Source organism: Bradyrhizobium diazoefficiens (assembly GCF_016616885.1).
In the GTDB taxonomy this organism is placed as follows: Bacteria; Pseudomonadota; Alphaproteobacteria; order Rhizobiales; family Xanthobacteraceae; genus Bradyrhizobium; species Bradyrhizobium diazoefficiens_F.
The window spans coordinates 4039165-4049955 of record NZ_CP067102.1 but is presented as its reverse complement, the minus strand read 5'-3'; the positions used below and the strand labels follow the sequence as shown (position 1 = coordinate 4049955).

Annotated in this window: 12 protein-coding genes; 1 reads left to right on the top strand and 11 read right to left on the bottom strand. The window is 64.6% G+C overall.

What is annotated here, in order from left to right; all coding sequences use genetic code 11:
- Positions 1-7: 7 nt before the first annotated feature.
- From JJC00_RS18795 to JJC00_RS18780, 4 genes are all read right to left on the bottom strand, one after another.
- On the bottom strand, positions 8-538 hold the full coding sequence (locus JJC00_RS18795; RefSeq protein ID WP_200467486.1) for a hypothetical protein: 531 nt from the start codon (positions 536-538) through the stop codon (positions 8-10).
- Positions 539-627: 89 nt separating this feature from the next.
- The gene (locus tag JJC00_RS18790; RefSeq protein ID WP_200467485.1) at positions 628-1647 is read right to left on the bottom strand and encodes a phage major capsid protein; all 1020 of its coding nucleotides are present in this window, start codon (positions 1645-1647) and stop codon (positions 628-630) included.
- 26 nt (positions 1648-1673) lie between these two features.
- On the bottom strand, positions 1674-2903 hold the full coding sequence (locus JJC00_RS18785; RefSeq protein ID WP_200467484.1) for a hypothetical protein: 1230 nt from the start codon (positions 2901-2903) through the stop codon (positions 1674-1676).
- 84 nt (positions 2904-2987) lie between these two features.
- Positions 2988-3332, bottom strand: a complete 345-nt coding sequence (locus JJC00_RS18780) for a hypothetical protein (protein ID WP_200467483.1) — start codon at positions 3330-3332, stop codon at positions 2988-2990.
- Between the two features lie 39 nt (positions 3333-3371).
- Here JJC00_RS18780 and JJC00_RS18775 point away from each other — a divergent pair, with 39 nt between their 5' ends.
- A complete protein-coding gene (locus JJC00_RS18775; RefSeq protein WP_200467482.1) occupies positions 3372-4088 on the top strand; it encodes a hypothetical protein in 717 nt (238 codons plus the stop codon).
- A 13-nt stretch (positions 4089-4101) separates the two neighbouring features.
- Here the strand turns inward: JJC00_RS18775 and JJC00_RS18770 are convergent, their stop codons facing one another.
- From JJC00_RS18770 to JJC00_RS18740, 7 genes are read right to left on the bottom strand one after another with little or no spacing between them, the layout of a single operon-like run.
- Positions 4102-5217: a hypothetical protein gene (locus JJC00_RS18770; protein ID WP_200467481.1), complete on the bottom strand. Its 1116-nt coding sequence runs from the start codon at positions 5215-5217 to the stop codon at positions 4102-4104.
- Complete coding sequence (locus tag JJC00_RS18765; RefSeq protein ID WP_200467480.1) at positions 5217-5456, bottom strand: hypothetical protein; 240 nt, start codon at positions 5454-5456, stop codon at positions 5217-5219. The genes JJC00_RS18770 and JJC00_RS18765 overlap by 1 nt, the downstream gene beginning before the upstream one ends.
- A gap of 3 nt (positions 5457-5459) precedes the next feature.
- On the bottom strand, positions 5460-5714 hold the full coding sequence (locus JJC00_RS18760; RefSeq protein ID WP_200467479.1) for a hypothetical protein: 255 nt from the start codon (positions 5712-5714) through the stop codon (positions 5460-5462).
- Positions 5715-5747: 33 nt separating this feature from the next.
- Positions 5748-8054, bottom strand: coding sequence for a hypothetical protein (locus JJC00_RS18755; protein WP_200473934.1), 2307 nt, complete (start codon positions 8052-8054; stop codon positions 5748-5750).
- Positions 8054-9577 carry a terminase family protein gene (locus JJC00_RS18750; protein WP_200473933.1) on the bottom strand — a complete coding sequence of 508 codons (1524 nt, stop codon included), beginning with the start codon at positions 9575-9577 and terminating at the stop codon, positions 8054-8056. The genes JJC00_RS18755 and JJC00_RS18750 overlap by 1 nt, the downstream gene beginning before the upstream one ends.
- Positions 9552-10166, bottom strand: a complete 615-nt coding sequence (locus JJC00_RS18745) for a terminase small subunit (RefSeq protein ID WP_200473932.1) — start codon at positions 10164-10166, stop codon at positions 9552-9554. Before JJC00_RS18745 ends, JJC00_RS18750 begins: the two co-directional genes overlap by 26 nt.
- A gap of 59 nt (positions 10167-10225) precedes the next feature.
- Positions 10226-10546, bottom strand: a complete 321-nt coding sequence (locus tag JJC00_RS18740) for a hypothetical protein (protein ID WP_200473931.1) — start codon at positions 10544-10546, stop codon at positions 10226-10228.
- Between the last annotated feature and the right edge of the window lie 245 nt (positions 10547-10791).

The following is a 10791-nucleotide window of genomic DNA, read 5'->3' as shown; positions in this document are numbered from 1 at the left end:
GTCGTCGTTAGACGATCTGGCCCTGTGCGAAGGGCCGATTGATCTTGACGACGGCCTGGTTCGCGGCCGGCGTACCGGTCGCGGTCTCGTTGCGGGCGTTGTTGACCATCTTGCCGTTCGCCTGGGTCGACGTGACCTGGCCGGAGCCGGCGAGGAAGACGGGACCCGGGCCGGCCGCCAGCGTGCCGTTCGTCGCCATCACGGCGGAGCCGGAGATCTGGTACCAGCCATACTGGTTGGCGACGTTCGCGCTCATGGCGACCGCGAGCGGCTGGCCAAGATTGGCAGTCGAAGGCGCGAGCGCCGTCTGCCAGGTCGGCGTGCCGGCGTTGGCGCCGTCATACGTGACGACGGACCCGACCACGGTGTTGGCAACACCGAGCAGGTAGATGAACTCGCCCGCGCCATAGACCGGATCGGTCGCCTGGACGATGTCGCCGAGCTTCCAGGGAGTGGAACGCCCGGCCGCGGTCGAAGCCGTAAGAGTGGACGCGATCGGCGGGCAACCCAGCCGCGTGTCCTCGATAACGAAAGCCATGTGTGGTCTCTCCTTGAGATCCGAAGGTTTGAAGGAATGCCGACGAGTCCCGCCGCGATCGCGCGCGGCGGGAGCTGTCTGTCAGGCGATTAAGCGGCGGGGTTGCTGTCGTAGAACTTCCACTGGAACAGCGGATTGGTCATGGTGAGCTCGCCCATGAACCCGATGTACTGGACCACCGCGTCCTGGTTGATCGGCATCATCGCGCGGCCGATCTTGTCGAAGTTCCGCTCCGGGTGATACCGCATCCAGAGGTTATCGGTGTCGAGACCGTAGGTGGTGTTGCTCGGCATGTTGGTGCCGATGCCACCGTCCTGGACGATATCGAGCGAGCGACCGGCGCCGTAATACTTCAGCGTCTGGAAGCCGAGCTTGCCGAGCTTCGACTGATCGTTGATGCGCTGGATCGCGACGGTCGCCGCGTCATACGCCGAGTAGTGCTCCTGCGACGCCAGCAACAGATCCGCGGACTGCTTGGCGCGAGACCGCTTGGTGATGATCTTGTTGAGGAACGGCCGGATCGTGGTCGGGGTGACCTGCGTGCCGATCGTGAGATCGTAGGAGTTGGCGTCGAAGCTCGAGGTCTGCCAGATCGCGTTCGAGCGCGCGATGCCGCCGTACGAGCCGGAGTTCGTGACGGTCGGGATCGCGAGCTGCAGGCCGCCGAGCTCCTTGCCGCCGAAGCGGGTGCCGTTGCCCTGCAGCGAGATATCCATCTCGTCCTTGAGCTCGTTCTCGGCCGCCGCGATGTGCGCTTCCATCACGTCGTAGAGCTGGTTGGTGCCCTGGTTGTTGAGGATCTCCTCGTTGGTCAACACCACCGCGACCGCGCACATCTTCGGGCGGAACTCGGCGTCGTTGAACAGCTCGGTCGGCGCCGAGTTGAGGAAGTCATAGCCGTTGTACCAGACGGCCGAGCCGGTCTTGTTGTAGAGCAGCCGCTCCCGGATGATCGGGCCCGAGTACTCCTTCCAACGGTTCTTCTCCTTCAGCACCGCGAGCAGCGCGTTGGAGTTGGAGACCAGGTCCTGGTAGCCGGCCGAGCGGTCCTCGAGCGCGAGCGACAAGATTTCCTGGTTCTTTTCGACGGCAGTCAACTGTGAGGTCACTGGACCCCTCCTTTAAGGAAAACGGATCAACCCGAAGCGCGCGCGGCGGCGCGTTTGAGGGCTTCCTTGATTGAGTTGGAGGGCTTGCGCGCGATCGGTTCTGAGCCGCCGGACGGTGCGCCCGTGATGGACTTGCTGCCTTTCTCGGTCTGAGCGGAAAGGTCGGGGGCCGCCGGCGCGGATGAGGCTGCCGGCTTGGCCTGAGGGTTCTCGGAAGCGGGCTTTGCCGCTGCCGACTTCGCGAGCTCGGCGAGCTGCGGGTACTTTTCAAATACCCGCCGCTCTGCCTCGTCGAGATCGGTTGCGCCCTCGCGGATCTCCGCGGCGATGTGGGGCGCGTAAATGTCAAACGTTGGCCGGCTCGCGGCCCAGTCCTCAATCTGCTTCTGCAGCCCGGTCGTGCGCTGCTGCTCGAAGGTCTGCGTTACGCCACCGACCTGCTGCTCGAGCCGCTGCACGGTCTGGCGCAGCTCGCGAATGGTCGCGTCGCTGTCGGCGCGCGCCTGGTCGGGCGTCTGGCCCATCACAATCTCGGCGACTTGGCGCAGCGAGACGCCAATGCGCTCGCAAACAGTCTCGAGGCCCTTCATCGGGTTGGTCCGGAGCAGGTTCTCCATGTTGACGTATTCGCCAATCACATGATCGAGCTGCTTGCCGGAGGCCTTGGCCATGTCGTCGAAGCGGCGGACTTTCTCAAAGCTCTCCGCCGCCGGCCGGTACTTCTCGATGCCCTGCGTCATCTCGCGGTGCATGCGATCGACCTCGGCCTTGACCGGCTCCGGAGCCGTGTCCCAAACGGCCTTGGCGTCGTTCGAGAAGCGCTCGGGGGCGGTAACCGTGCGGTTTGACGCCGGCGCCGGCGCAGCGGGCTTTGCCGCGGCAGGATCACCCTGCCCGTCCGGCTTCGCAGCCGGGGGTTTCTCGGCACCAGGTGCGGGCTTGGCAGCGGCCGGATCGGCAGCCTTCGGATCCTTCGGCGTAAACTTGCCAGCCGGATCGCGTGTCAGATCCGCGCCCTTGCCGGCGTCCTTTGCCGGATCCGCGGCGGGATCGACCTTGCCGGCCTCTCGGGCTTCAATCTTCGCCGCAGCCGCGCGCAGCGCGTCCCGCGTCGACGGCACTTCCTTGGGCGGCTCGAGCTTCGCCTCGCCGGCGGGCGGCGTGCCCTCCGCAATCGGCGTCGGAGGCGCAACCTCCTGCTGGATGGGGGTTTCGATAGGCGCAGCAGCGGGCGCGGCGGAAACTTCCGTCGTCATGGCAATGTCCTGTCTGAGAGGGTGCGGTTGGTGACGGCCTTCCAGCCGCGCGTCGGGTATCAGCCCCCGCTGGCGTTCGTCGGGCTACTTGCCCTTGAACAGGTTGCGCTCGCCGCGCTCGACACGGGCGCGCGCGCGATCGACGACGTCCTTGATCTCTCGCCGCGGCGTCGACTGGCGCACGAACGGCTTATTTCGACCCGGGTCGTTGCCGATCTCGGTCACGCCCGCCTGGCGATAGGTCGACCGCAAAGCCGACTTCGAATCGTAGAGCTTGCCGTCCAGCATGCTCTGCACCGGCTCCATGACATCGCTCGCAATGCGCGGCGCCGGCAGGCTCGATCGCGCCGGCGGAAGCTTCTCGCGCTTCGGCGGAAGCACGATTTCCTTGGAAAAGTCGATCAGCTTGTAGTTGTCGCGGTAAGACATGGCTTACGGTGGCTCCCCTGCACACACTGGAGGCGCTCTATGACGGCAATTTTCGCTTGGCTATGCGCCGCGGTGGCTGCGGTCGCGACGCTCGGAGCTGCTTATTTTTTCGACAAAAGCGCAGAAGAAGGTATCGAAGCCGCGAAGGAGCGAGCGGCGCATGCCGACGCAACAGCTGCTCAAGCCCATGAACGAACCGCCGCGCTCGAGAAGGAAGCCGCCGAGGCTAATGCACGCGCCGCTCAGTATCAGCTTAGATTTCAGCAACTTGCCGATCGCCTAGCACCACGCATTGCGAACGAAACGAAGTTGAGGGAAGCCCTCGCGAAGGTAAAACCGGTCGGCCCGGTCCAAGTCTGGTACGCGCCCGAGGCGAGCGACACGATGGTGCTCGCATTTCAAATCGCGAACATTCTCCGCGAGACTGGTTGGACAGTTGATGGGCCTCAACCCATCCCGGACAAACATCGCACCGACGAGACCGGCGCCATACTGCCGAAAGCACTTGCCTGGGGAGCCCAGCCCTGGGGGCTCTCGTTCTTCGCCAACGGCGGCCCAAAAGTTTCCAGGGAGTTCAGAGAGGGGTACGACGGTCTAGCAAATGCGATCGGCCGGTCGGTGCCCGACCACGGCGGCAGCTTTTCTCCTCCGAACGCGCCGGACGAACCTGCCAACGTGCCCGCTGGATCGATCAGGCTCATAATCGCCGGAAAACAGGACCCGTATTTCAATACACCCATCGGTGCTCCGAAGTAGCGCGCGGCCTCGTTCAGTCCGGAAAAAGACAGGCTTTGATCATCCGCGCGGCGTCGACGGCGCCGTTGTAGGCGGTGAGATGGGTGTTATCGCCGAGGAAGCCGCCGGCAGTGGCAATCGCAAAGCTGCGGGTGGACTCGCGCCAAGGAATGACAGGGACCTTGTTCTCGTAACCGACGCGCCACATCTGCGCGACGTAGAGGTCCTGATTGGCGGTGTCGCCAGTGCCAGTGCCGCCGTCGTAGGGCGGCGTGACCAAGAACGGACAGGTTGTCCCGTTCGCGAGCGCCCGCTGAACCCATGTGGTCATGTCTGCATAGCTAGCTGCGGGACCTAGGCTATTGCGCCAATTGTTGGTCAGCCCCAGCGTGCCGCCGGCGGCGTCAGGCTTCGCCGTGTCCAACCAGGTTAAACGGCCGCCGCCGGGCGAGCCGTTTTCACTGACACAGGCGGCGGTAGTGAACCCGGCGCACGCGACGTTGCGGATGAGAAATTGCTTGCGGGTGTTGTCATAGGCGTCGACGCCGGCAACCACGACCCCGCCAGCAACCCAAGCCAGATTGATCGCGTGGACCGCGACGGCCCCAGCGGTGACCGTCGTTTTTGCATATCTAGCTACCCCGGTGGTGGGGATGTTCGTGTTCGCGCCGGCGTCGAAGTTGACGTTGAAGCTTCGGCCCGCCGCATTGTCTATCCACCAGACATCGGCAGCATTCGTATTCCCGGGAAAGTTGAGCCCGAAGCCGGAGGCGGCCGACATCTGAAAGCCGTTACCGCCAGGCAATGAACTGCTGCCCAAGATGAGGCTGCCCGGAGCGTTCGAGAACCGAGCGTCGCGCGCCGCCAGATCGGCGAAGGTCGTGGTACCGGAGCCGAACAGACTATTCGAAGCTGCGGGGATTCCGCGGGCATCCATCAGCCGCGCAAGCCACTGCGCGATCGAGTTGTTGTATTGCGAGTTGTAGGGCAACGCGGTCTCGTCGACGCCGCGATCGACACTCGAGCCCCAGATCTCGAGCACACCATTGCGCGTCGCCGTGCCGGAGAGGAGCTGGTTCGTGAACTTGCGCAGGTTGATGAGGTTGTCCTGCTGCCACACGTCCCGCAGCGGGTTGATGATCCGCGACATCACTTCCTCCCGTAGAGGTTGGCCTGCTCGAAGCCGAGAACGATCTGGCCGTCGAAGCCGAGCAGAAAATCGCCGAACGATCCCGCGCCGCCGACAACCGGAATACCGGCGCTCTCCACGAAGGTGACAGCCACACCGAAACCGTTGGCGGCTTCTTCAACCGGCGTTCCCAGGCCAGTCGCTGTAGCGTCAGTGACAGGAACGCCCTTGGCGGGAACTGGAACGATCGGCCAAGCCATCGATCAGATCCCGCTCGCCGTCTTGATGATGCGTGCGACCTCGGGATTCCATCCCGCCAGACAAAGCTTGTGCGCGCTCACGGCGCCGGCGTTGATCTGGCTGACGAGCTCGGCCGCCTGGTTCGGCGGCACGCCGAGGTGGTGAAGCGGACCGCGAATCGCATTCGGTCCGCCGGCGGTGAGCTGCCGATCGATCTCGATCGCGAGCGCGGCCGGAATGCCGGCACGGCAAAGGGTATCAGCGCGAGCAACTGCCATCGTGATGCGTCCTTCTGTTTGGCTGTGTTTGGATCAGGCCGCGGCCGCGGGCGGCGCCGGCGGCGGCATCTTGGCCTGGTCGATCTTGGCGTTCATCAGATCTATCTCGAGCGCGCTCTTCTTGAGCGTCAGCTCGTCCTTGGCCTGGTCGCGCGCGCCCTGCGCGGTCATGAGCTCGATCTGCTTGTTCGTGGTGGCGATCTTGCCAGCACGCTCAATGCGGCGCGCTTCCGCCGCGTCAGCGGCCTCCTGAAGGCGGGTCTTCCGCTCCTGCTCGGCATCGGCGCCATCGGACTGCGCCTGGAGTGTCTTGGCCTGCGCCTCGGCGACCATGGCCTGGGCTTTCGCCGAGCGCTCGGCCGCATCGGCCTGGGTGGCCTGCGCATCGGCCTGCGCCTTCTGGGCAGCGACTTGCGCGGCAGCGGCTTCCTGCGCCTGCTTCGGATCCGGCGGCTTCGGCTGGCTGGCCATCTGCGCCATCTGATCGGCGAACTCGTCGATCACCGCCTCGAGGCTGCGCCCTGCCCGGAACTGGCTGGCAACATACTTGAGCGTCTCGGCCGCGAGCGGCGCCGCCTGAGGCATCGTCTGCACCAGCGGGAGAGCTTCCTTGAGAAAACCGCCGATCGCGGTCGTGAACTCGGTGGCGCGCTGCTTCTGCGCGTTCTCGTCCGGCTCGATCGTCGAGTTGGTCTCGATGTCGAGCACATACGGGCGTAGCTTCTGCTCGCGAAGCAGGGCCATGATCTTCTCGATCGTCGGCACCTGGGAGAGCTTCTGCAGCTGCCCCTGGATCTGGGCGATGTGCTGTTGCGCCTGGCCGAGGATCTGCTGCGCGGCCTGGGGGTTCTGTTGCGCATAGGCGCGGGTTTCAGGGTCCGACTGCGCCTGGGCGAGCTCGCGCTGGACCTGGACGAGCTGGGCCTGCAGCGGCTTGGCCTGCTCGGCCATCTGCGCTTCGGTTGGCACCTCGAGCTGCGTCATCTCGAGGAACGTCTTCTGCGAGAAGTTCTCCGACATGATCTCGGCCGCGATCCGGATCACGTCGCGCGCAATGCGCACCATCTCGTCCCGGCGATCGCTGATCCGGATTGAGCCGTATTGGCTCTTGAGCTGTTGCGCGCCGAGCGTCTCGGAGGCCTCGGTCTCACCGCGCATGATGTCCGACAGGCCAGTGATCTGGTAGACGTCGTCGATCATCTGCTTGCGCAGCGCCACCAGCTCCTTGATCGCGGTAACGACCTGCTCGAGCGGCAGCCAGACGATGGTGTCTTTCGCGGAGCCATTACCGAGCAGCGCCCAGTTGGCCACCGGCACGAGGACCTGGTTGTCCGACACTGCGTTGACGGCCGCCTCGATCGCATCGGACAGGTCGCCGGCGCCGCCAGGATAGAAGCCCTTGACCTTCAGCGATGGCTGCAGCGCGGCGATGCGCGCGGTGGTCTCGTTGATCTCCTCGAGCTGGTCTTTGTAGTAGAGGAAATCCGGCACCGGGATCAGCGTGCGCCGCTGCAGCGTGCCATAGGCCGGTCGCGGGCACGGGAAGAAGCCATCGAGCGTCAGGTGCGGCGCGCCTTCATCCAGCACAACCTCGACGCCATCGGCGACCCAGACAACCTTGTTCTGCGACTTGCTCCAGAGCTCCCAGACGCCGGCCTTCTTGCGGCCGTCGTCGACTTCCTTGTCCTCGCGCCGGCGAGCGAAGACGGCGTCCTTATACGCGTCTCCGGACGTCTTCTTGAACCGCTTGCGCATCTCGCTGCGCGTCATCCAGCCGCGGCTCGCGACCCAGTCGACTTCCTTCCACTTCCGCGCGGGCTCGCAAAGCCAGTCCTTGCGGTCCTTGTGCTCGATGCAGACCCGCTCCTTGAAGTCCTTGCCCCTCCCGGTCGCCTCGTAGCGCAGCCAGGGCACGCCGCGACCGTTCAGCGCCAGGTCATCACGGATTTGCTTGAGGACGTCGTGCAGGTCCTCGAGCTCGGAGTTGACGATCGAGGCGCGCTCGAGCAGCTCGGAGGCCTGCCTGGGCAGCGCGCGCCGGTCCTTGAAGCGCGGGATCACCACCGGCACGGGCGGCCGCGAATACATCGCCGGCGCCAGCACGCTGACATTGGCCCAGAACAGCTGGAATTGCCGATCGCGGCCGACATTCGCGAGCTGCTCGAGGTTGGCGAACAGCTTGTCGATCGAATCCGACTTGTCCTGCCAAGTCTGATAGGTCGACTGAGCTTCGTCGATCAGCTTCAACCAGTTGCGCGACGACTTGCCATCACGCTCGATCACCGCCTTGGAGACGGGATCCTGCGCCTGTTCGTCCTGGTCATCGTCGTAATCAGCCATCAAACGCGGATCCTCACTCCGCTCGAGGCCACCGGAGGCAGCGGGAGCGGCACCTGGCCGGGGCCAGGCTTGGGTTTGGCATCTTCGGGCGGCTTGCGGATCCACGGCCGCGACATGCAGGCGTATCGCGTCTCGTCGGCCGCGTGATCTTCCTGGGTGGTGTCCAGGTCCTCGGGCTTGGCCTCATCGTGCTGCAGCGCCGGCAGCGTCCGGATGGTGTGAACGCAGGTCTCGAAGAACACGAGCATCGGAAGCCCGTCTTCGTTGCCCTTGAGCCGATCGCGGACCTGGTCCCAGCCACCCATGGCGCCGCGCGCGGCAACGCGCTTGTTATCGGCTTCGTCGAACGTGACGCCCCTGCCGTCGGCCTGCATCATCTCGGCGATCGACGGGCCGCCATTGTGGGCGAACGCGGCCGGGTCGAGCTTGCCGTAGGCGATGTTGTCACCGTCCTCGAGCTTGCGGACCTCGATGCCGACCTCGCGGGCCGACATCTTGAGGCCGACGTCCGGCTTGAACTTCCCCTCGCTGTCCGTCTTCACACCATAGTACTCGCGGTACTTGACCAGGCAGCCGCGCGGCAGGAGCCGCTTGTCCGGCGTCAGGAAGTCGTCACCGACGACCGCGTACCAGCCGAATGCGAAAGGCTTTGCGGAGCCCCAGTCGCCCGCCCTGAAGCGCAACCAGGTCGCCGGGATCACGAACGGCCTGACGACGTGCCGGCGCTTCTCAAAGCAGTCGAAGAACGCGCCCTCGATGATGTCCCAGTCGCCGTCACGCATCGCCTTGACGAGCGCCTCGGATCCGAGACCGTTGAGCCGGTCCTCGTAGCCGGGATCCTGCTCGGTCATGGACGGATTGTCCTCGAGCCTGGCCGGGATGTACTGGCGGATCATGCCGCCTTCGCTTTTGACCGCTCGATATGCCTCTAAAGGAATAGCGCCGTCGATGAAGGTCGCCTTGACGAACTGATGGCCGAGGCCACCGGGATTCGCACCGCACAGGATCCGCGGAAACTTCCCCTTCAGCGCCGCCGGCAGCTTGTCGGCCAGGCCGACCATGCGCACGCGGTTGCGCAGGAAGCGGTAAATGACCTCGGTAAAGTGCGTCAGCTCGTCAATGATCAGAACGTGGATTTCGGCGCCCTGATATTTGAAGCGGTGTTTCTCGTCCTTGCAGTGGCAGAGATAGATCTTCGAGCCGTTCCAGAACCTGATCTCGTCCTCGATGATCCGGACGAAGCCGCAGCGCTCCCAGCCGGAGAGCATCGCGCGAAAGCCGTTCGGGCCTTCCATATGGTTCTTGATCAGATCGTCGCGCAGGCGCCGGAAGAAGTAGACCTGCAGGCCCGCGATCAGCGTGCACCAGATGACCGCGGCGACGCGCATCAGGTGCGACTTTCCTCCGCCGGCGGCGCCTCCGTACAGGATCTCGGTCGCTTCGGAATTGAAGGCGAGCTCCTGCTTGGGATGGAGCTCGAGATCCAGCTCGGCGTCTTCAGCGCTTACTTCGGCCGCTGGCATTCAGGTTCACGACAGGCACCAGCTCGAGCTTGGCGTCCACCTTGAGCTTCTTCTCGAACATGCCGAGGTGCGTGCCGATATCGACCAGAGCCGCGCGCTTGTCGTGGAGCTTGAACGTCACCTTGTAGGCATCGCGACCCCGCCGCCGCCGCAGCTCGCCGCCTTGCGCCTGCGGCTCGAGTTGCTCCTCAACATCACCGTCGAGAGGGATCTCGATCGCGACCGAAGAGATCGCGGCTGCCTGCTCGCGGGTGATATCCGAGAGATCCAGCCGAGTCACGGCCGAGTAGTCCGCCATATTGGCGAAGCCGATCTTGGCCAGCTCCTCGAGCACCTGCTCGGTGGTAATGACGGCGCGCTCGACGACTTTCTCCGTCACGCGGTCGGCAAGTGTGCGCAGCCGTCTCGCAAAGTCAGCATTCTTGAGCAATCTGCTGAAGCCGGTCTTCGCCGCGGCGTCCGAAGACTTTGGATAAACAACGAGATAGGCCTTGAAGCCAACACGCTGCGGATCTGCGACGTAAGCCTGCAAAACTGCCTCGTGTTTGGCGTTTTTGAGCGGCTTTTCAGCATTCTTAGCAGAAATCATGCGGTCCCGCGTGGTCTGAGCACGCGCTCCCTGTCCGCCGGCGGCGGTATTTCGGAATATCAGCCGGAAATGGTCTTTCGCAGCGTGTCGAGCGTGTGCTGCAGAGCCGGGTCGACCGGCGTATCATCAACGATCGCGTAAGGCGCAATGACGAACTGATCGGGTTTGCGCGCCGCAACGTCCGGATTGGTGTCTGGGACTCGCTGGATCAGCGTGTCGACCAGGTCATGATGCACCGGCGCTGGCGCGCCTGGCTTGCCGTGGCGGTGCGCCTCGAGCGCAGCGCGGTGCTGCTCGAGCACCGCTGCGAAGTCGTTCCCGGTGCCGGCGATCGCCACCACCGCGGAAAGCGGGATTTCGATCTTAGAGGGTTGCTGCATGTAGCTCCTCACAATGAGAGAGGCCGCCGATCGGCGGCCCCTTCAACCCAACCAGGCGATGGGATCTAACGTTTGCGCGATTGCGCCGGCGTCTGCCGGCGAGCTGCCGTCTTGGCGGGCCGCTTCGGCTTCGCCGCCTTCGCGGTTTTCCGCTTCGTCGCTGTCGTGGCCATGAGGCCTCCTCTGTTGCCGCGGGCAAATCACCCGCTCGAGGAAGGAATCACGGCCGATTCGGCGGTGCAAGT

Coding starts and splice junctions, on each gene's coding strand:
- JJC00_RS18760 (WP_200467479.1), bottom strand. CDS start 5,714: ATGGCAGTTGCTCGCGCTGATACCCTTTGCCGTGCCGGCATTCCGGCC.
- JJC00_RS18755 (WP_200473934.1), bottom strand. CDS start 8,054: ATGGCTGATTACGACGATGACCAGGACGAACAGGCGCAGGATCCCGTC.
- JJC00_RS18750 (WP_200473933.1), bottom strand. CDS start 9,577: ATGCCAGCGGCCGAAGTAAGCGCTGAAGACGCCGAGCTGGATCTCGAG.
- JJC00_RS18765 (WP_200467480.1), bottom strand. CDS start 5,456: ATGGCTTGGCCGATCGTTCCAGTTCCCGCCAAGGGCGTTCCTGTCACT.
- JJC00_RS18785 (WP_200467484.1), bottom strand. CDS start 2,903: ATGACGACGGAAGTTTCCGCCGCGCCCGCTGCTGCGCCTATCGAAACC.
- JJC00_RS18740 (WP_200473931.1), bottom strand. CDS start 10,546: ATGCAGCAACCCTCTAAGATCGAAATCCCGCTTTCCGCGGTGGTGGCG.
- JJC00_RS18770 (WP_200467481.1), bottom strand. CDS start 5,217: ATGTCGCGGATCATCAACCCGCTGCGGGACGTGTGGCAGCAGGACAAC.
- JJC00_RS18795 (WP_200467486.1), bottom strand. CDS start 538: ATGGCTTTCGTTATCGAGGACACGCGGCTGGGTTGCCCGCCGATCGCG.
- JJC00_RS18775 (WP_200467482.1), top strand. CDS start 3,372: ATGACGGCAATTTTCGCTTGGCTATGCGCCGCGGTGGCTGCGGTCGCG.
- JJC00_RS18780 (WP_200467483.1), bottom strand. CDS start 3,332: ATGTCTTACCGCGACAACTACAAGCTGATCGACTTTTCCAAGGAAATC.
- JJC00_RS18745 (WP_200473932.1), bottom strand. CDS start 10,166: ATGATTTCTGCTAAGAATGCTGAAAAGCCGCTCAAAAACGCCAAACAC.